The sequence below is a fragment of the Sandaracinus amylolyticus genome (assembly GCF_021631985.1).
In the GTDB taxonomy this organism is placed as follows: Bacteria; Myxococcota_A; Polyangia; order Polyangiales; family Sandaracinaceae; genus Sandaracinus; species Sandaracinus amylolyticus_A.
Map to the genome: position 1 here is coordinate 8,991,389 of NZ_CP070225.1, position 18,747 is coordinate 9,010,135.

Consider the following 18,747-nt stretch of genomic DNA (forward strand, 5'->3'; position numbering starts at 1 on the left):
GGCACGTCCAGTGAGCCGTCACAGAGGATTCGTCTGCCGCTGCGGAAACTCGCGTAAGATGGGCCCGGGATGACCGGGAGCGACGCGCGCGGCTCGGAAGGGCTCGCGACCGCGGGCACGCTCGACGGCGAGAGCGAGGCCGCGGTGCGCGCCGAAGAGCGCGCGCTCGACGTCACGCGCCTCCGCGAGGTGCTCGCGGCGTCCGCGATCCTCTGGCCGGTCGTCGCGCTGGTGTACCTGCCGATCGCGCTGCGCGAGGGTGGATCGATCGCGAGCTTCGCGGTGCCACAGCTCACCGGGTGGATCGGCATCGTCGCGGCGCTCCGCATCGCGCAGCGCGCCACCTTCGACGATCACGCGCAGCGCGCGGTGCTCGCGATCGGCGTGGTGGTGCCGGCGATCGCGAGCGGGCTCGTCAGCATCGTGCACGGTGGGATCACGAGCCCGTTCGCGCATGGCGTGCTCTGCGTGCTGACCGCGTTCGCGATCGCGATGCCGCTGCCGGCGCGCCGCTCGTGGCCGTGGCTCGCCGCGACGACGCTCGCGTGGCCGATCACGCTGCTGATCGCCGCGCGCTTCGTGCCTTCGCTCGCCGCGCAGTGGGACGATCCCCGGCTCGCCGCGGACTTCCAGGAGAGCGCGATCGCGCAGCTCGTCGGCGCGCTGCTCGCGGGCTCGGGGATGCACGTGCAGTGGCACATCCGCCGCGAGGTCCTCGTCGCGCGCGAGCGACGCCGGTATCGCCTCGAGGAGAAGCTCGGCGAGGGCGGGATGGGCACCGTGTTCCGCGCGTTCCATCCCGGGCTCGGGCGCGCGGTGGCGCTGAAGATCCTGCGCGATCGCGCCGACGAGTCGCTGCGCGCGCGCTTCGTGCGCGAGGTGCGCGCGACCGCGGTGCTCGAGCATCCGAGCACGGTGCGCGTGCTCGACTGCGGCACCACCGACGACGGGCACCTCTACTACACGATGGAGCTGCTCGAGGGCGCCACGCTCGCGGAGCTGGTGCGGCGCGAAGGGCCGCTGTCTCCCGAGCACGCGACGCACCTCGTGCTGCAGGCCGCGCGCGCGCTCGCCGAGGCGCACGCGCGTGGGCTCGTGCACCGCGACGTGAAGCCCGAGAACCTCTTCGTCACGTCGCAGGGCGGCGAGCACGACGTGGTCAAGGTGCTCGACTTCGGCATCGCCAAGAGCCTCGCCGCCGATGGCTCGCTCACCGCCGATGGCGCGCTCGTCGGCACGCCGCGCTTCATGTCGCTCGAGCAGGCGCTCGGCGAGCCGGTCGATGCGCGCGCCGACGTCTACGCGCTCGGCGCCGTGCTCTACTTCGCGATCGCGGGCGCCGCGCCCATCGAGGAGCCGACGATCTTCGCGGTCGTCGCGGCCCACGCGGCCGACACGATCCTGCCGCTCTCGTCGCGCCGCGCCGACGTGCCGATCGCGCTCGAGACGCTCGTCATGCGTTGCCTCGCCGGGGATCGCGCGGCGCGCTTCGCCGACGCGGGCGAGCTCGCGCGGGCGCTCGCCGAGACCGGGCTCGCGTCGCGCCATCGCCCCCGCGCGATCGTGGCGTGGCCGCGCCACCACGCGGCGAGCGACGACGTGCCGACGAGGATCGCCGATGCGGGCTGAGACGCTCGGTCCGGTGCAGGCGAGCGAGGACGTCGCGCCCGACGCGCGCGCGCACGATGCGAACGTCGCGCGCCTGCAGCGCGTGCTCGGCCTCGGGCTCCTGCTCTGGAACATCGTCGGCATCCCCAACGACGTCGTCGTCACCGAGACGTTCGGGCTCTCCTACACCGAGTTCACGATCGCGCGCGTGCTCGCGACGTCGATCCAGCTCGCGGGCTACGTCGGGTTCTTCCTGCGCCCCACGCCGGCGCAGCTGCGTGTCTACGAGTCGCTGCTCTTCGTGGGCACGTCGGTGGGGCTCGCCGCGCTCAACCACGGACCGGGCGGGCCCACGCCGATCTTCCTCTCGTGCACGCTGCTCGCGCAGGGCATCACGGTGCCGCGCCCGTGGCGCGCGGGCCTCGTCTCGCTCGGCACCACGTGGCTCGCGTACCCGATCGCGTTCGTGATCACCGAGCTGCTCACGCATCGCAACGCCGCGTACTACGACGATCCCGGCGCGTGGGTGCCGCTCGCGCTCTCGCTCGGCTTCGCGGCGCTGAGCGGCGCGTTCCTGGTGTACGGCGGCGAGTCGCTGTGGGCCCTGCGGCGCCGCGCGCTCGAGGCCCAGCGCGTGGGCCGCTATCGACTGCGCGAGCGCCTCGGTGGTGGAGGCATGGGCGAGGTGTGGCTCGCCCAGCACCCCGGGCTCGGCCGTCCGGTCGCGCTCAAGCTCGCGCGGGGCGATGCCGGCGCGCGCCTCGCGAACGAGATCGAGATCCTCGCGTCGCTCTCGCACCCCGGCACGGTGCGGCTCGTCGACCGCGGGCGCACCGAGGACGGGCGCCTCTACTGCGCGATGGAGCACGTCGCGGGCAGCACGCTCGCCGAGGTGGTCGAGCGCGAGGGCCCGATGCCGATCGCGCGCGCGCTGCACGTCGGACAGCAGATCGCGCGTGCGCTCGCCGAGGCGCACGCAGCCGGCATCGTGCATCGCGATCTCAAGCCCGAGAACGTGATGCTGAGCTCGTCGCCCGCGGATCGCGATCGCGCGAAGCTGATCGACTTCGGGCTCGCGCTGCGCATCGGTGCGGCGTCGGAGCCGCGCATCGAGAGCACGCGCGCGGCGCGCATCGCGGGCTCGCCTCGGTTCATGGCGCCGGAGCAGCGACAGGGCGCGACCGTCGACGCGCCCGCCGACGTCTTCGCGCTGGGCGCGGTGCTCTTCCACGCGCTCACCGGTCGCTCGCCGCTCGACGTCGATGGCGCAGTGTCGATGCGCGCGCTGATGGAGGATCCGACCCTCGCACGCGCGTTGCCCGACGTGCCCGAGGACGCCCGCGTGGTGATCGCGCGCTGCCTCGCCATCGAGCCCGCGGATCGCCCGCCCGACGCGGGCGCGGTCGCGCATGCGCTCGCGACGTGTCGAGACGCCGACGCGTGGGACCGCCTCTGAGGGCTCACTTCTGCTGCGCATGGAGCGCGGGCAGGAAGTGCTCGAAATTCCCCACCTCCTCGACGTTGTGCTTCAGCCAGGCGCGCCCCTTCTCCTCGGGGAACGCCGCCCGCATCAGCGCCGTGTTCACCCCGCGCAACCAGCGCGGTACCGGCGCGCCGATCGTCATCGAGTTCACGTAGCGGGTCCCGCCCGCGACCCGCTCGAACGCGTAGTCCATGCGCACCAGGCCGCGGATCCCGTGGACCCGCGGTCGATGCGCGAACCCCCCGACGTCGAGCCGGGTCACGTCGGTGAGCACGTCGACGCGCCACGCGGGGTTGCGCCCGAGCACCTCGTGGATGTGGAAGATCGAGCCCGGCCCCGCGCCCCCCGGCGGATTGCGCACGTAGCGGTGCCCGACGTGATCGAGCGGGTGCCACACGCGGTAGCGCGGGTACGCGCGGCCCTCGATCTCGATCGTTCCGTGCATGTTGCGGAACCACCACGAGAGCATCTCGGGCGTCACGCCGTGCAGCACGTCGTGCACGATCGAGAGGTGCATGCGGCCGTCGTCGAGATGGTCCAGGCGCGCCACCGGCGCGGACTCGAGCGGCTTCATCGTCCAGGGCACCACGATCGGCTCGGGAAGCGGTCTCGTCATGCGATCCACGATGGGCGCGGCGCCGAGCGCGCGCGCCGTCCGTCGCCGCCAATCGATCGACCTCGGCCGCCATCCTCGTGCGAAGCTCGCGCTGCGATCCGTGCCCGCGACCGTCCTCGCCGCGCTGCCCGCGACCTTGCTCGTGACGCTCGCTCGCCTCGGGCACGACGCCGATGCGGTGCGCGCGCGGGCCGGCATCGATGCGAGCGCGCTCGGCGATCCCGATGCGCGCATCCCGTTCGCCGCGCACGCGCGGCTCTGGGAGGAGATCGCCGCGCTCGGAGGAGACGTGGGGTTGGCGCTCGGTGAGCGGCTCGGCACCGCGGCGCTCGGGGTGGTGGGACACGCGATGTCCCGCGCCGAGACCGTCGGCGATGCGTGGTCCGTGCTCGAGCGCTTCCGTCGTCTCGTGCTCGACGACGCCGTGCCGCGGCTCCGGGTCGAGGGCGACGAAGCGCACCTCGTGCAGCCGCTGCCCGCGCGCTTCGCGAGGCTGCGTCATCCCGCGGAGTGTCAGGCCGCGACGACGATCACGACGCTGCGTGCGCTCGTCGGCGCGCGCTTCGATGCCCGTCATGTCGCGTTCCAGCACGCGGCGCCGGCGTCGATCGACGCGCATCGCGCGCTCTTCGGCACCCGAGACGTCGTGTTCGGCGCGGCGGCCAACGAGCTCGTGATCGACGCGTCGATCCGATTGCGGCCCAACGTGCGCGCCGACCCCGCGCTCCGCGACTACCTCGTGCGGCGCGCCGGCGCGCTCGAGGCCGAGCTCGGCGAGGACGATCGGCTCGCGGATCGTGCTCGACGCGAGATCGCGGCCGCGCTCGCGAGCGGCGAGCCCTCGGCCGACGTCCTCGCGCGCACGCTCGGCACGTCGTCGCGCACCCTGCATCGTCGCCTCGCCGCCGAGGGCACCAGCGTCGCGGCGCTCCTCGACGAGACGCGCCGCGAGCGTGCGCTCGCGCTGGTCGCCGATCCCGCGCGAAGTGTCGGTGCGATCGCGTTCGCGCTCGGTTACCGGGATGCCACGACGTTCACCCGCGCGTTCCGTCGATGGACCGGCGTCACACCGGGCGCGTGGCGTCGCGCGTGACGCCACGAGGTGCTCTGATATCTTCTTGCGCCGATGCCGCGTCTCGACACGCTCAAAGTGCTCCTCGTCGACGATCACGACGATGGTCGCGAGATCCTCGCGCTCTACCTCGAGTACGAGGGCGCGTCGGTGGCACAGGCGCGCAGCGGGACCGAGGCCCTCGAGCTCGCGGGCGGCGAGCGTCCCGACGTCGTCGTCAGCAACGTCCACATGCCCGGCCTCGACGGCCTGGCGTTCCTGCGCGCGCTCCGCGATCAGCCCTTGCTCGCGGGCGTGCCCGCGTTCGCGCTCTCGGGCGATCTGCGGCTCGAGCGCTCGGGCCGCATCGCCGACGCGGGGTACGCCGGGTTCTTCCCGAAGCCGATCGATCCCGAGATCGTCGTGCGCGAGCTCGCGCACCTGCTCTAGCGCGTCAATCGTCGGCGCGCGGCAGCCGGCACCACACCGAGGTCCCGCGCGTCGCATCCGACTCGATGCGCAGCTCCGATCCGTGCGCGCGCACGATCTCGCGCGCGATCGAGAGACCGAGCCCGTGGGGCGAGGCCTGGCCGCGCAGCGCGCGGGTGAGCTCGTCGGCCGGCATCGGCGGGCCGGCGTTCCAGACCTCGAGATGGACCTCGTGCGGCTCGCCCCGCGCGATCACGCGCACCGGCTGGAGCGCATCGCCGTGGCGCAGCGCGTTCGAGATCAGGTTGCCGATCGCCTGCGCGAGGCGCGCGCCGTCCCACGCGCCGCGGAGATCGCCCGCGGTGCGCAGCTCGATCGTGCGCCCCGGCGCCGACGCGCGCAGCTCGTCGACGACGCCGCTCAGACAGGCCCCGAGATCCATCGAGCGCGCGGTGATCGGGATCGTCATGCCGACCGCGACCCGCGCGTCGTCGAGCAGATCGCCGATCAGCTGCGCCATCGTCTGCGCCGAGCGCCGGATGCGCTCCGCGATCGCGCGCTCGTGCGTGCCCAGCACACCGTGCGCGAGGAGCAGCTCGGCGCCGCTGCGCATCGCGTGGAGCGGGTTGCGCAGGTCGTGCGAGACGATGCCGATGCGGCGATCGTGCGCGTCGCGATCTCCGTCGCGCGTGAGGCGCTCCATCTCGGTCGCCGCGGTCGCGATCGCCTCCGCGAGCACGTGCTCGACGATCGTGAGGGCGCGCAGCTCGGTGGTCTCGCCCCGCTCGATCAGACGATCGAAGATCGCGAGCCGCAGGTGCGAGAGCTCGCGCAGCGTCTCGTCCACCGCGTAGCCGTGCGAGATGCGCGACTGCGCGTGCGCGTGCGCCGCCTCGCGCAGCCACGTCTCGCGCATCAGCGCGTCGACGTCGTCGCTCGCCAGCTCGAGCGCGCGCACGATCACGTCGAGCAGCACCGGCACGTCGTCGAGCCACGCGGCGGGCGGCATCGTGTGTGCGCTCGGGATGCGCGGATCGTCGAGCACTCGCTCCCGCCAGCGCGCGATCAGCGCGTCGCGGTCGTCGCGGAGGATCGAATCGATGCTCGGAGCACGGATCGCGGTGACGGGAATGCTGGACATCCGCAGAGGACCTCCTGCCGCGTGGAGACGCACCTCGTCGCCTCCACGCCGATCGCCCGCTTGCCGTGCCCGGCGGTTTGGCGGTCGGATCGGTGTGGCGTTTCGCTTCGACTCGGAATTGAGCACACGACGGGCCAATGCCAAGCGGCTGCGTTCCAGCGGGTGCCACGTCGCGTTTCGCCACGGCGCGTGACCCTCGGGTACGCTCCGCGGCCGTGCGACGAGACGACGATGCGTGCCCGTGCGGCAGCGGCGCGACGTACGCGACGTGCTGCGCTCCCTTCCACGCGGGGGCCGAGCCGCCCGACGCCGAGCGCCTGATGCGCGCCCGCTACGCGGCGTTCGCGCGGGGCGAGCATCGCTTCCTCCACCGCACGCTGCATCGCGATCACGAGGATCGCGCGCGGCCCGAGCGCGACTTCGTCGCGTCGCTCGAGAAGCACGCGAAGCGCGCGCGGTATCGCGGGCTGCGCATCCTCGATCACGACGGGCCCGATGCCGACGGCATCGCGCGCGTGCTCTTCGCGGTCGACGTCCTGGTCGCAGGCCGCGATGCGTCCTTCGTCGAGCTCTCGAGCTTCGCGATCGAGGGCGGCGGATGGCGCTACGTGGGCGGGCGCTCGATGCCGCGCAGCGCCGCCGGCGACCTCGACGCGCTGCGCATCGCGACGTTTCCGCTCTAGCGCAGGGTCCCGTTCAAGCGCGTGATCGCGCGCCAGGCGGCGGACGACGGATCTTCGTCGATCCCCACCGCCTCGGCGTGCTCGCCGAGGAAGGGGTCCTCGGCGCTGACCAGGAATCCCGTGGCGGTCGCGCGCATCGCGATCCGGCGCGCGCCGTGCGCGACGAGCCAGCCGTGCACCAATCCCCACTTGCTGAGCCGCTGCGAGACGGGGTGTCGTACGTCCACGATTTCGATCCTGGACGCGTGATCGGTTGCCAGGTGTCGGGGAGCACCCCGACAATCATTCGACGCGGAACGTCCCGGTCAGGCGTGCGTCCTCGGCGTGCGTGCCGACGCGCAGCTCGTACTCGATCGCCTCGACCTCCATGCGCGACGACGTGGCGTTCCAGTACGCGAGATCCTCGGCGCGCAGCTCGAGCGTCACCGTCCCGCTCTCTCCGGCAGCGAGCTCGATCTGGGCGAACGCCCGCAGATCGTAGGGCGCGCGCATCACGCTCGACCCCCGCGCGCCCACGTACGCCTGCACCGTCTCCCGCGCCCGCACCGTGCCGTCGTTGGTCACGCGCACCGTCGCCTGCAGGGTGCCGGTCGCGCTCGTGGTCTCCGCCGAGAGCGTCAGATCCGAGAGCGTGAACGTCGAGTACGAGAGCCCGAATCCGAACGGATAACGCGCCGGGGTCTCGTTCGCGGCGAGGTGTCGATATCCGTGCAGATATCCGTACTCGACCGTGTGCGACTCGTTGTCGAACTCCGGTAGATCCGACTCCTGCGCGGGAATCGAGAAGGGCAGTCGCCCCGAGGGCGAGACGTCGCCGAAGAGCACGTCCGCGATCGCACGGCCGCCCTCGCTGCCCGGATAGAACGCGAGCACGAGCGCCTCGATCTCCTCGTCCCACTCGCCGGTGGTGATCGCGGAGCCGCCCTCGAGCACCACCACGACGCGATCGTGGACCGCCGCGACGGCGCGGATCAGCGCGACCTCTTCGGCGCGCAGCGCGAGGCTCGCGCGATCGCCCGCGGCGATCTCGGCCTCGCCCTCGTCCTCGGCGTCGAGCCCGGTCACGATCACCGCGACGTCCGCGGCGCGCACCGTCGCTTCGGCCGCCGCATCGAGGGTGGTCCCCGGCACGTGCGTCACCGTCACCCGCTCGCCGAGCCCTTCCAGCGCGGTCACCACGCCCTGCGGCATCACGCTGCTCGACCCGAGATCGCCGATGTTCTCCACGTCGGCGTTGCGTCCCAGCAGCACGATCGACGCGTCCGCTGCGATCGGCAGCGCACCGCCCTCGTTGCGCAGGAGCACCATGCCGCGCCGCGCGACCTCGCGCGCCAGCGCCAGATGCTCGGCGCTGTTGCGCTGCGAGGGCTCGTCCACCGGATGCTGCCGCTCGTCGAGCCCGAAGCAGAGCTGCGCCCGCAGCACCCGCCGCAGCGACGCGTCGAGCTCGCGCTCCTCGAGCGCACCGCTCGCGATCGCGCCCACCAGACGGCGGAAATTCGGCCCGAGGGGCATCTCGACGTCGAGCCCTGCGCGCAGCGACTCGACGTCTCCGTGGGTGCCGAGGATCCAGTCGGACTCCACGAACCCCGCGAACTGCCACTCTCCGCGCAGGATGTCGGTCAACAAGTGCGACTGCTGATCGCAGTAGAGCCCGTTCACGCGGTTGTACGCGCTCATCACCGAGCCCACGCGCCCCTCGATCACCACGCGCCGGAAGTGCGGCAGATACACCTCGCGGAGCGTGCGCTCGTCGATCACGACGTCGACCTCGTGACGCGTGTTCTCGATGCTGTTCGCCGCGAAGTGCTTCGCGCTCGCGATCACGCCCTCCGACTGCGCGCCCTGCACGAACGCGACGCCGAGCGCGCCCATGTGGTGCGAGTCCTCGCCGTACGTCTCCTGGGCGCGACCCCAGCGCGGATGTCGCAGCACGTTGATCGTCGGCGCGAGCAGCACGTCGACGCCGATCGAGCGCACCTCGCGCGCGATCGCCGCGCCCACCTCGCGCTCGAGCGCGGGATCCCACGTCGCGCCGCGCATCATCGCGACCGGGAACGCGGTCGCGGGCACCCGCGTGAACCGGCTGAGGCCGCGCGGACCGTCGAGCATGCGGAAGCCGGGCACGCCGACGCGCTCGTTGCCGCGCACGAGCCACGAGCGCTCGGTCGCCGAGTATCCGCCGCCGTGCATCAGCGCGACCTTCTCGTCGACGGTGAGCGTCGAGAGGATCTCGGTGATGCGCGCCTCGATGGCGGCGTCGTCGCGATCACCGCAGTACGCGCGGGTCGCGTCGGTCGGCTCGAAGGGCTCGGCGCGGTAGTCGCGGAACGCGTCGGGGCCGGCGTCGGCGGGCGCGTCGTCGCGTGCATCACACGCGGCGATCACGAGGGCGACCACGATCAGGATCGGCGAAAAGCGAAGCATGCGCGCACAAGTATCACGGCGGGCGGCGCAGGTGGTGCCCATCGCCGGTGATGGGCGACCCGTCGCCGGTCGCGGCCTGCGTGCGTTCGCGCTCGTCCTGCGCCGAGCACCGCCGACTCGGAGCGCACGCACGATCGGGCACACGGCATGCTCGGCCCCGTGTCGATGCATGCGACTTCCGAGCGACCCCACCTGCGGGAGCTGATCGCGCGATTCGAAGCGCTCGGTCCCCACGTGCGCCGCGAGGATGCGATCGCGCTGCTCGCGGGCGCCGAGCTGGAGTGGGACGACGTGGCGCCCTTCGTGTCGCCGGGCGAGCACGGGTACACGCGGCGCCGCATCGCGCGCACCGACGCGTTCGAGATGCTCGTGATGACGTGGCGGCCCGGACAGCGCAGCGCGCCCCACGATCACGCGGGCTCGCTGTGCGCGCTGCGCGTGATGCGCGGCAGCGTGCACGAGACGCGCTTCTCGCCCGCGCCCGACGGCCTGGTCGATCCCCGTGTGCGCGGCGAGCTCCGCGAGGGCGAGGTCGCGGTCGACACGACGGAGGACGTGCACGCGCTCTCGAACGACGCGGCCGACGGATCGCTGCTCGTCACGCTCCACGTCTATGCGCCGCCGCTGCCCGAGCTGCGCCGGTTCGCCGCCCGTCCGAGCGAGACGCGGGCGCTGCCGATCTTCGCGCGCCCGCGAGCCGAAGGCGCGCCCACCGTCGCGGTGATCGGCGGCGGCTTCTCGGGGACCCTCGCCGCGGCGCACCTCGTTCGCCTCGCGAGCCACGAGGGGCGCGCGCTCCACGTGGTGATCGTCGATCGTCAGGCCGCGTTCGGCGAAGGCGCGGCGTATCGCACCGCCGACGCGCGTCATCTCCTGAACGTGCCCGCGTCGAACATGAGCGCGTGGCCCGATCGCCGCGAGCACTTCCTCGCGTGGGCGCGCCGTCGTGATCCGGAGGTCGCGCCCACCGACTTCCTGCCGCGCCGTCTCTACGGCGAGTACGTGCGCGACGCGTTCTTCGAGGTCGCCTCGGAGTCCGCGGAGAGCGTGTCGGCGGAGATCGTGCGCGCCGAGGTGCACGACGTACGGCGCGACGCGGGGCGCTGGATCCTCGACTCCGATCGAGGCGCGGCGATCCACGCCGACGCGATCGTGGTCGCGACCGGACATCGCCCACCGGAGTGCCCGATCGGCGATCGCTGGTCGGGCTCGCGCTCGCGGTACATCGAAGATCCCTGGGCCTCGCTGGCGCTCTCCGCGATCGCGCCCGACGAGCCGGTCGTGCTGCTGGGCACCGGGCTCACCGCGGTCGACGTGCTGCTCACGATCGCGCGCGCGCCGCGCGAAGCACCGGTGACCGCGATCTCGCGACGCGGTCTCGCGCCGGCCTCGCACGCGACCTCGCCGGTGCGCGCGATCGACCCGAGCGAGTGGCTCGATCCGCTGCTCGAGCGCGGGCCCACCGCGCGCACGTTGGTGCGCGATCTGCGCGGTGCGGTCGCGCGTGCCGAGGACTGGCGCGCGGTGATCGACGGACTGCGCCCGCACACCGCGCGCGTGTGGCGCGCGCTGCCGGAGCGCGAGGCCACGCGCCTCCTGCGTCATGCGCGCGCGTACTGGGAAGTGCGCCGCCACCGCGTCGCCCCGCCGGTCGCGGCGATCCTGGGAGAGCTCGAGTCGCGCGGCGTCTTCCGCACCCTCGCGGGGCGCGTGCTCGCCGCCCGTGCCGACGACGAAGGCATCACGCTCGACGTGCGCGCGCGCGGCGCGATCGATCCGCACGCGCTGCGCACCGCGTGGATCGTGAACTGTACCGGCCCGGGGTCGGGCGCGCGCCTCGCGGACGCGCCGGGCCTCGGGGCACTGCTGCGCGCGCGTCACCTCGAGCTCGATCGGCTCGGGCTCGGCGTGCGCACCGACGAGCACGGCCGCGCGCGCGAGGGCGATCGTGTGCGCGGCGACCTCCTGGTGATCGGCACGCTGCGGAAGCCGGACCTCTGGGAGTCGACCGCGGTGCCCGAGCTGCGCGAGCAGGCGCGCGACGCAGCGCGCACGGTGCTCGATCACCTCGCTGATCACGCGCGCGCGTGACGGTGCCCGTCGTGGTGCCGCCGCGCGCGCTCCTTCTCGAGATCGACGACCCGCGCCTCTTCGTGCGGCTCGATCCCCATCGCGCGCGCCCGCGCCCACTGGCTCGCCGCGTACGCCGCGCGCCGTAACGAGTGCACGAACCCGGCGGGACGGATGCCGCGACCCGCGCGATACGGATCGAAGCGCAGCGCGTCGTCGTCGATCACCACGCGCTCGAGCAGCACCACGTCGGCGACCGGATGCCAGTCGCGGTGTCGCCCCACGTCGATCAACCGTCGATAGGGCCGACCTTCGAGCACGAAGCGCGCGTGCCCGCGCGCGATCGCGATCGCGAGCTTCTCCTCGCGCGTGTGACCGTCCTCGATCGGCCCGTCGGGCACCAGCCGCCACTCGACCGCGCCCGCCTCGTGCACCTCGAACGGCGAGACCGCGAAGTAGTCGTTCGCGAAGAAGTCGTGGGCGCGCGTGGTGAGCGGCGCGATCGGCATCGTCCACGGCCGGCGGATCGTCGCGAACAGGAGATCCTGATCACCGGGCCCGGGACGCGCGCTCATCCGATCCCCGCGCGTGAACCGGATCGCGACGCCGAGCACGTCCTTGAGCTCGCCGTGCTTCCACCACGCGCTCGAGAGGCGCACCAGCGCCGGCCCACGAAGCCGCTCCGCGATCGTGTCCCACGGCTCGAGACGCGCGCGCGGCCGCACGTCGGCGCGTAGCGCGATGCCACGCGGATGGAACATCCGAGCACGACGCACCGCGCTGATCGTGGCAGTGAGCGGCGCCAGGACGAGACCGCCCGCGCGCCCGAGGACATCGCCGACTCGAGTGGGCATTGCCCGGACGTAGTCCCCGCGCGCACGGCGTGTCAGCGCACGTCTTCGATCACCCATTCACGCACTGCGCCGCGCTGCGTGAGCTCGAAGTCGTCGCCCGCGCTACGACCGCAGAGCGCGCGACCCACCGGCGAGACCGGCGTGATCACGGTGACGCGCGCGCCGTCCACGTCGAGCTCGGTGCCTCCACCCCACGGGACGACGTAGAGCACGCGCTCGTCCTCGCCGTCGATCGACACCCGCACCAGCGCGCCCGCGGCGATCGGCTCGTCCTCGCGGAACACCCGCACCGGCGTCGACTCGAGGCGCGACAGCTCTTCCGCGAGCTCCTCCGCGCGCATCGCCTGTCCGCGCGCGATGTAGCTCTGCTCCGTCGCGCGCATGTCCTTGTCGCCCTCGGAGCGATTCTCTTCGTGCGTCGCGCCCTCGGCCGCGTCCTTCGCCGCGTTCGCCAGCATCGCGAGGGTGCTCGCGAGCGCCGCCCGCAGCGCCTCTTTCACCGCGCTCTTGTCCGGAAGCTTCGTCATGACGGGAGCGCGAGGATGGCACGCGAGCGGCGCTCGTGCGTGATCAGCCCAGCTGGAGTGCTCGCTCGCGCAGGGCCCGCACGGGAGCGTGCGGAGCACGTGGACGGGAGGGCCCTGAGCGTGCGAGCCGATGTTGGCTCCAGCTGGAGTGCTCGCTCGCGCAGTGCCCGCACGGGAGCGTGCGGAGCACGTGGACGGGAGGGCCCTGAGCGTGCGAGCCGATTTTGGCTCCAGCTGGAGTGCTCGCTCGCGCAGGGCCCGCACGGAGCGTGCGGAGCACGTGGACGGGAGGGCCCTGAGCGTGCGAGCCGACGTTCTCGACAGTCTCTCAGCCCAGGATGCGCTCGAAGAGATCGCGTGGATCGAGCTGCGCCGGGAGCCACGACACCCCGCCGTCGTTCACCTCGATCACCGTCCATCCGCCGTCGGGCGTGCGCGCGACGTCGATCGTGAAGAACGGCGAGTCGATGCGCTCACCGAGCGCGCGCATCGGCGCGACGTCGAGCGGCGCGACCTCGACGTCGTCGTAGGGCGCGTGCGCGATCAGCGCGCCCTCGAAGAAGAAGAGCCGGTGCTCGTCGCTCACCGCGCGCTCGGGCTCGCGATAGCCGAGCGCGCGCAGCGGCACGAAGCGCCGCACCACGATGCCGCGCTCGAAGCGATCGCCGCGCGCCTCGATCATCGCGCCGCACACCGCGTCGAAGCGCGCGCGCTCCGCGCCCTCGGGCACGAAGCACGCGTCCAGCCAGTGCTCCTTCACCGACTTCACGTGGTCCTTCACGATCCACGGCCCATCGCCGAGCGCGCGCGCCGCGTCCCACGCCTCGTCGAGATCGGTGCCCTCGATCCAGCGCGACGCGGGCGTGACGTCCTCGAGCTCCGGATACCACTCCGGCAGATAGGTCGCGCGCGCATACGAGCGCGCGTCGGTGATCAAGCGCCCGCGCCGCGCGTCGACGCCTTCTTCGAGCGACTCGTACTCCTCCTCCTTCAGCATCCACGAGCGCAGCAGCCAGTCACGCCCGCGCGGCAGCCGCGCGCAGGCGCGCTCGGCATCGCCGTCGACGACGAGATCGAGATCGATGACGTGGGTCTCGATCCCGAGCTCTTCCGCCGCGAGCGCCTCGGCCTCGAAGTCGTCTTCGATCTCCTGCTCGGCGCGCGGACGGGCGAACAAGATCGCGAGTCTCGACATGACACCTCCTCGGTCGAAAAGGGCCGGTGAAGGTGGTCAATCGCGGGGAAAAATCGAGTCTTGTTCTTTTCGTGCGAATCGACGACAAACGGCCTGGCATTCGACGGGGTGCGCGCTCCCCACCGGAGCCCGGCGCGCTCCGCGATCTCCCGGCGACCCGCTCCGCCCCTGCGATCCCGCGCACACGCGAACGGCACGTCGTTCGCAATGTCGTCGACGACACAGCCGACCTGTCACGCTGCGCGCCGGTCGTGCCTCCGATGGGGCGCGGCCTCGAGTCGTTGCGCGTGTCCACCCGTTCTCGTGCCCCGAGGGTCAACACCATGTCGAACTGCGACCCCTCTTCGCTCGACATCGAGCTCGAGTCGTCCGCCGGCGGGCGCCGTCGTCTCTCCGCGCACCGCGGGCGCGTCGTCGTGGTCTTCTGGGAGGACCGCGATCACCTCGGGGACAATCGCGCGCTCAAGGACGCGCTCACCGCGATCTCGCACGACCGCGAGCTCGGCCGCGAGCTCTCGATCGTCGCGATCGGCGACGTGAAGGCGTTCGACTTCGTTCCCGCGCGCAACGTCGTGCGCGGCGCGATCGCCGCGATCGCCCGCACGATCGGGGTGGAGATCCTCTTCGACTGGCAGGGCGCGATGACCGCCGCGCCGTTCGGGTTCGTGCCGGGCGAGAGCAACGTGCTGGTGCTCGATCGCGACGGGCGCCCGCTGGTGCGCGGCCGCGGCCCGCTCGACCTGCGCCAGCAGCGCCACGTGCTCGATCGCGTGCGCATCGCGATCGGTCCGCGCACCCGCATCGCCGCGTGATCACACGCGCCGCGGCAGCGCGACCAGCGGATCGAGGAGGAACCGCGCGTCGTCGAGCACCGCCGCGACGGGCTCGCGCACCGTGCTCATCACGCGGAAGTCGGCACGACCGAGCGCGGGCGTGAGCGTCACGCGCGTGTAGCCGCGCCAGCGTCCGGTCGCGTAGCGGAAGACCGGGTTGCTCGCGACGAGCGCGCGCCCTTCGTCGTCCTGCCCGGGGGCGCCGTCGCCGCCGGTCGAGATCGACGTGCACTGCAGCTCGACCGCGACGGCGTCGCTCTCGGGGTCGCGCGGATCGCGGTGCACCACCGTGCAGTACGCGGCGTGTCGGTCGCCCGAGAGCACGAGCACGCCCGAGGTCTCACCGAACGCCTCGGTGAGCCGTCGCCGCTGCGACGGATAACCTTCCCATGCATCGGGATGCGCGGGATCGCCGCCGAAGAACGTGTCGACCATCGGGAGCTGCTGCGCGACGAGGACCCACGGCGCGCGCGCCGCGCGCAGGCCCTCGAGCAGCCAATCCTCCTGCGTTTCGCCGAGCAGCGAGCCGTGCTCGTCCGCGAGCTCCGCGCAGGGCGGGCCGATGACGTCGCCGCAGAGCTGATCGGTGCGGTGCTGTCGCGTGTCGAGCACGAAGCCATCCACGAGCGCGCCCCAGCGGAGCGCACGATGGACCCGCAACGCGCCCTCGATCGGCGGCCCTCCACGCATCGGCGTGTGCTCCCAGAACGCCTGGTACGCCGCGGCGCGGCGCGCCTCGAAGCCGTCCTGCGCGTGCTCGGGGATCGTGCCCGCGTAGTTGTTCTCCACCTCGTGATCGTCGAACGTCACGAACCACGGCGCGCGCGCGTGCGCGGCCTGCAGCGACGCATCGGAGCGCGCGATCGCGTAGCGCGCGCGGTAGCCCGCGAGATCGATCGGCGTCGGGTCGGGCAGCGGCCGCACGCCGTGTGGGTTCGAGGTCTCGTAGACGTAGTCGCCGAGGAAGATCACGAAGTCGATCGACTCCTCCGCGATCGCCGCGTGCGCGGTGTAGAAGCCGTCGTCGTAGCGCTGACAGCTGGCGATCACGAAGCGCAGCCGCTCGGGCATCACGTCGTCGCCCGGCGCGGTGCGAGCGCGCCCGGTCGCGCTCACGAAGCCCGAGACCGCGAAGCGATAGAAGACCTCGACGTCCGCGGGCAGCCCCTCGACCTCGACGTGCAGCGAGTGCGCGTGCTCGGGCCGCGCGGCGATGATCTGGCTCGCGATCACGTGCTCGAACGCGTCGTCGGCCGCGACCTCCCACCGCACGTCGATCGCACGATCGGGCAGACCACCCGCGCGCGGATCGAAGCAGAGCCGCGTCCAGATCACGACGCCGCTCGAGGTGGAATCCCCCGACGCGACGCCGAGCGTGAACGGATCGCGATCGATCGCGTCGTCGCTCGGTGGCGCTTCGGGCGTGATCGCGGGCGCGGCGAACGCATCTCCGGCTGGGACGATCGGCGCGTCGAGCCCGTGCTCGTCGTCGCGCGCGACCTCGGGCGCGCATGCCGGGATCGCCGCCGCGACCGCGAGCGTTGCGAGGAACTCTCGTCGCGACGCGTCCATCGGCGCGCCAGCGTGGCGTGGCCGCGTGGGCTGCGTCGACGTCCTCCCCGTGGTTGTCTCGCGATCGTCGCCCGCACGGCACGTTGCGAGCGCGGCGCGGTGTCTCCATGTCGCGCCCCATGACGGATCGTGACGACGCGCTCCCTTCCTACGTCGTGCACCGCGACGAGGTCGCGGAGGTCGAGGGCACGTACCCGCCGCCGTTCGACGCGGAGAAGCTCTCGCTCTATCGCGACCTCGGACGCGCCGCGGGCTCGACGCGCGTGGGCTTCTCGGTCGAGCGCCTGCTGCCGGGACGCCGCACCAGCTTCACCCACGCCCACCTGCGCGAAGAGGAGCTGATCTACGTCGTCTCCGGGACCTGCCACGTGCGTGTGATCGAGCCGGGTCGCGAGCCCCGCGAGATCCCGCTGCGCGAGGGCCACTTCGTCGCGTTCCCGCCCGGCACCGGCATCGCGCACACCTTCGTGAACCACGGCGACGCGGAGTGCACGCTCGTGATCGTCGGCGAGCGAAGCCCCGAGGAGCGCGCGTTCTACGCCGACGATCTCGAGTACGACGCGCACGTCGCGCGCACGCGCCCCGAGGCCCACTGGAAGCGCTGATCGCGAGATCCTGCTTGCAATCCGGCGGATCCGTGCGACCTAGCCGCGTGCAGTTCCGTGACCTGGGCCTCTCGGCCCCCCTCCTCCGCGCGATCGAACAGACCGGCTACGAGACGCCGACCCCGATCCAGCGCGAGGCCATTCCTCCCGCCATCACCGGCCGCGACGTCCTCGGATGCGCGCAGACCGGCACCGGCAAGACCGCAGCGTTCGCGCTGCCTCTCCTCCAGCGCCTCGACGGCAGCGCGGGCGACGAGCCCAAGCTCCGTGCCCTCGTCCTCACGCCCACGCGCGAGCTCGCGATCCAGATCGGCGACTCGTTCACGACGTACGGCAAGGGCCTCGACCTCTGGCACACCGTCATCTTCGGTGGCGTCAACGAGAAGCCCCAGATCGCCGAGCTCCGCGACGGAGTCGACGCGCTCATCGCGACCCCGGGCCGCCTGCTCGACCTCATGAACCAGGGGCACGTCCGCCTCTCGGACGTCGAGATCTTCGTGCTCGACGAGGCCGATCGCATGCTCGACATGGGCTTCCTGCCCGACGTGAAGCGCGTGATCGCGAAGCTCCCGCGCGAGCGCCAGACGCTCTTCTTCTCGGCGACGATGCCGCCCGACATCCGCGCGCTCGCGGACTCGCTGCTGCGTGATCCGGTGAGCGTCGCGGTGACGCCGGTCTCGTCGACCGCGGAGCGCATCGATCAGCAGGTCTACTTCGTCGACAAGGGCAACAAGCCGCGCCTGCTCGTCGAGCTGCTCAAGAAGGATCCCGCGATCGAGCACACGCTCGTCTTCACGCGCACCAAGCACGGCGCGAACAAGGTCGTGCAGCAGCTCGAGAAGGCGGGCCTCAAGGCCGCGGCGATCCACGGCAACAAGTCGCAGAACGCGCGCGAGCGCGCGATGACCGGCTTCCGCACCGGCGAGCTGCGGCTGCTGGTCGCGACCGACATCGCGGCGCGCGGCATCGACGTCGAGGGGATCACCCACGTGATCAACTACGACCTGCCGAACATCCCCGAGACCTACGTGCATCGCATCGGTCGCACCGGGCGTGCGGGCGCGGCGGGCATCGCGATCTCGTTCTGCGAGAGCGAGGAGCGCCCCTATCTCGTCGACATCGAGCGGCTGATCGGCAAGCACGTGCCGCGCGTCGAGCAGCACGCGTATCCGCCGAGCGAGGCGCTGCCGCCGATGACCGATCTCGCGCGTCGCGGTGGCGGCGGTGGCGGTGCGCGGCCCGCTCAGCGCCCGAGCGGCGGCGGTGGTGGTGGACGACCGCAGCACGCACGCGGCGGCGGACCCTCGCGCGGGCAGTCGCACGGCGGTGGGCAGTCGCGCGGACAGGCGCCGTCGCGCGGGCAGGGCCCGATCGTCGAGCGCGTGTCGCGCGGGCAGGGCGACGGCGGGCGTGGCCCGATCGTCGAGCGCAAGGTCGAGCGCGGTCCGGCCGTCGAGCGCGGGGCCGCCGCGGAGGGCGCGCCGGAGGGCGGCGGCGGTCGTCGCAAGCGCCGCCGCGGGGGCCGCGGTCGTCGCCCCGGGGGCCCGCGCCCCGAGGCCCAGGGCGCTCCGACGCGTTGAAACACACCGCTGCCTGCGCGCAGCGCTGACGACCCTCGAACGGGCGCGGACTTCGGTCTGCGCCCGTTTTCAT

At 72.7% G+C, this 18,747-nt stretch carries 17 protein-coding genes; 9 read left to right on the forward strand and 8 right to left on the reverse strand.

All coding sequences use genetic code 11. From position 1 onward, the window contains the following. Positions 1 to 69: 69 nt before the first annotated feature. Both I5071_RS38065 and I5071_RS38070 read left to right on the forward strand, forming a co-directional pair. Positions 70 to 1,629 (forward strand): serine/threonine-protein kinase, encoded by a 1,560-nt coding sequence (locus tag I5071_RS38065; protein ID WP_236518287.1) that lies wholly within the window; start codon positions 70 to 72, stop codon positions 1,627 to 1,629. Then, positions 1,619 to 3,064 carry a serine/threonine-protein kinase gene (locus I5071_RS38070; protein ID WP_236518288.1) on the forward strand — a complete coding sequence of 482 codons (1,446 nt, stop codon included), beginning with the start codon at positions 1,619 to 1,621 and terminating at the stop codon, positions 3,062 to 3,064. Before I5071_RS38065 ends, I5071_RS38070 begins: the two co-directional genes overlap by 11 nt. Positions 3,065 to 3,068: 4 nt before the next feature. Here I5071_RS38070 and I5071_RS38075 read toward each other — a convergent pair whose 3' ends face one another. Further along, a complete protein-coding gene (locus I5071_RS38075) occupies positions 3,069 to 3,707 on the reverse strand; it encodes a DAPG hydrolase family protein (protein WP_236518289.1) in 639 nt (212 codons plus the stop codon). Between I5071_RS38075 and I5071_RS38080 the strand changes: the two genes are divergently transcribed. Both I5071_RS38080 and I5071_RS38085 read left to right on the forward strand, forming a co-directional pair. Then, positions 3,706 to 4,800 carry an AraC family transcriptional regulator gene (locus I5071_RS38080; RefSeq protein ID WP_236518290.1) on the forward strand — a complete coding sequence of 365 codons (1,095 nt, stop codon included), beginning with the start codon at positions 3,706 to 3,708 and terminating at the stop codon, positions 4,798 to 4,800. The two genes, I5071_RS38075 and I5071_RS38080, sit on opposite strands and share 2 nt — an antisense overlap. Positions 4,801 to 4,833: 33 nt before the next feature. After that, positions 4,834 to 5,208, forward strand: coding sequence for a response regulator (locus tag I5071_RS38085; protein ID WP_236518291.1), 375 nt, complete (start codon positions 4,834 to 4,836; stop codon positions 5,206 to 5,208). A gap of 4 nt (positions 5,209 to 5,212) precedes the next feature. Here I5071_RS38085 and I5071_RS38090 read toward each other — a convergent pair whose 3' ends face one another. Next, a complete protein-coding gene (locus tag I5071_RS38090; protein ID WP_236518292.1) occupies positions 5,213 to 6,328 on the reverse strand; it encodes a sensor histidine kinase in 1,116 nt (371 codons plus the stop codon). Positions 6,329 to 6,543: 215 nt separating this feature from the next. Between I5071_RS38090 and I5071_RS38095 the strand changes: the two genes are divergently transcribed. Next, positions 6,544 to 7,011, forward strand: coding sequence for a YchJ family protein (locus I5071_RS38095; protein WP_236518293.1), 468 nt, complete (start codon positions 6,544 to 6,546; stop codon positions 7,009 to 7,011). Here the strand turns inward: I5071_RS38095 and I5071_RS38100 are convergent. Beyond that, positions 7,008 to 7,238: a hypothetical protein gene (locus I5071_RS38100; RefSeq protein WP_236518294.1), complete on the reverse strand. Its 231-nt coding sequence runs from the start codon at positions 7,236 to 7,238 to the stop codon at positions 7,008 to 7,010. The two genes, I5071_RS38095 and I5071_RS38100, sit on opposite strands and share 4 nt — an antisense overlap. 55 nt (positions 7,239 to 7,293) lie before the next feature. After that, positions 7,294 to 9,438 carry a beta-glucosidase gene (locus I5071_RS38105; protein ID WP_236518295.1) on the reverse strand — a complete coding sequence of 715 codons (2,145 nt, stop codon included), beginning with the start codon at positions 9,436 to 9,438 and terminating at the stop codon, positions 7,294 to 7,296. Positions 9,439 to 9,672: 234 nt separating this feature from the next. On the opposite strand from I5071_RS38105, the gene I5071_RS38110 reads away from it, so the two are divergent. Continuing rightward, positions 9,673 to 11,529, forward strand: a complete 1,857-nt coding sequence (locus I5071_RS38110; RefSeq protein WP_236518296.1) for an FAD/NAD(P)-binding protein — start codon at positions 9,673 to 9,675, stop codon at positions 11,527 to 11,529. On the opposite strand, the gene I5071_RS38115 is transcribed toward I5071_RS38110, so the two are convergent. The 3 genes from I5071_RS38115 to I5071_RS38125 form a co-directional block, all read right to left on the reverse strand. Beyond that, entirely contained in the window at positions 11,514 to 12,362 is an 849-nt protein-coding gene (locus tag I5071_RS38115; RefSeq protein ID WP_236518297.1) for a hypothetical protein, read from the reverse strand. The genes I5071_RS38110 and I5071_RS38115 overlap by 16 nt on opposite strands. Before the next feature lie 32 nt (positions 12,363 to 12,394). Further along, on the reverse strand, positions 12,395 to 12,889 hold the full coding sequence (locus I5071_RS38120; RefSeq protein ID WP_236518298.1) for a GreA/GreB family elongation factor: 495 nt from the start codon (positions 12,887 to 12,889) through the stop codon (positions 12,395 to 12,397). Between the two features lie 328 nt (positions 12,890 to 13,217). After that, complete coding sequence (locus tag I5071_RS38125; protein ID WP_236518299.1) at positions 13,218 to 14,084, reverse strand: ATP-grasp domain-containing protein; 867 nt, start codon at positions 14,082 to 14,084, stop codon at positions 13,218 to 13,220. Positions 14,085 to 14,110: 26 nt separating this feature from the next. On the opposite strand from I5071_RS38125, the gene I5071_RS38130 reads away from it, so the two are divergent. Then, entirely contained in the window at positions 14,111 to 14,896 is a 786-nt protein-coding gene (locus I5071_RS38130; RefSeq protein ID WP_236518300.1) for a hypothetical protein, read from the forward strand. On the opposite strand, the gene I5071_RS38135 is transcribed toward I5071_RS38130, so the two are convergent. Beyond that, the gene (locus I5071_RS38135; RefSeq protein WP_236518301.1) at positions 14,897 to 16,489 is read right to left on the reverse strand and encodes an alkaline phosphatase D family protein; all 1,593 of its coding nucleotides are present in this window, start codon (positions 16,487 to 16,489) and stop codon (positions 14,897 to 14,899) included. A gap of 119 nt (positions 16,490 to 16,608) precedes the next feature. Between I5071_RS38135 and I5071_RS38140 the strand changes: the two genes are divergently transcribed. After that, on the forward strand, positions 16,609 to 17,094 hold the full coding sequence (locus tag I5071_RS38140; RefSeq protein WP_236518302.1) for a cupin domain-containing protein: 486 nt from the start codon (positions 16,609 to 16,611) through the stop codon (positions 17,092 to 17,094). A 47-nt stretch (positions 17,095 to 17,141) separates the two neighbouring features. Continuing rightward, positions 17,142 to 18,674 carry a DEAD/DEAH box helicase gene (locus tag I5071_RS38145; RefSeq protein ID WP_236518303.1) on the forward strand — a complete coding sequence of 511 codons (1,533 nt, stop codon included), beginning with the start codon at positions 17,142 to 17,144 and terminating at the stop codon, positions 18,672 to 18,674. Positions 18,675 to 18,747: the final 73 nt, after the last annotated feature.

Excerpts from the sequence above, each read along its gene's own strand:
- I5071_RS38125 (WP_236518299.1), bottom strand. The coding sequence starts at position 14,084 with ATGTCGAGACTCGCGATCTTGTTCGCCCGTCCGCGCGCCGAGCAGGAG.
- I5071_RS38115 (WP_236518297.1), bottom strand. The coding sequence starts at position 12,362 with ATGCCCACTCGAGTCGGCGATGTCCTCGGGCGCGCGGGCGGTCTCGTC.
- I5071_RS38090 (WP_236518292.1), bottom strand. The coding sequence starts at position 6,328 with ATGTCCAGCATTCCCGTCACCGCGATCCGTGCTCCGAGCATCGATTCG.
- I5071_RS38135 (WP_236518301.1), bottom strand. The coding sequence starts at position 16,489 with ATGGACGCGTCGCGACGAGAGTTCCTCGCAACGCTCGCGGTCGCGGCG.
- I5071_RS38140 (WP_236518302.1), top strand. The coding sequence starts at position 16,609 with ATGACGGATCGTGACGACGCGCTCCCTTCCTACGTCGTGCACCGCGAC.
- I5071_RS38080 (WP_236518290.1), top strand. The coding sequence starts at position 3,706 with ATGCGATCCACGATGGGCGCGGCGCCGAGCGCGCGCGCCGTCCGTCGC.
- I5071_RS38085 (WP_236518291.1), top strand. The coding sequence starts at position 4,834 with ATGCCGCGTCTCGACACGCTCAAAGTGCTCCTCGTCGACGATCACGAC.
- I5071_RS38065 (WP_236518287.1), top strand. The coding sequence starts at position 70 with ATGACCGGGAGCGACGCGCGCGGCTCGGAAGGGCTCGCGACCGCGGGC.
- I5071_RS38105 (WP_236518295.1), bottom strand. The coding sequence starts at position 9,438 with ATGCTTCGCTTTTCGCCGATCCTGATCGTGGTCGCCCTCGTGATCGCC.
- I5071_RS38070 (WP_236518288.1), top strand. The coding sequence starts at position 1,619 with ATGCGGGCTGAGACGCTCGGTCCGGTGCAGGCGAGCGAGGACGTCGCG.
- I5071_RS38075 (WP_236518289.1), bottom strand. The coding sequence starts at position 3,707 with ATGACGAGACCGCTTCCCGAGCCGATCGTGGTGCCCTGGACGATGAAG.
- I5071_RS38120 (WP_236518298.1), bottom strand. The coding sequence starts at position 12,889 with ATGACGAAGCTTCCGGACAAGAGCGCGGTGAAAGAGGCGCTGCGGGCG.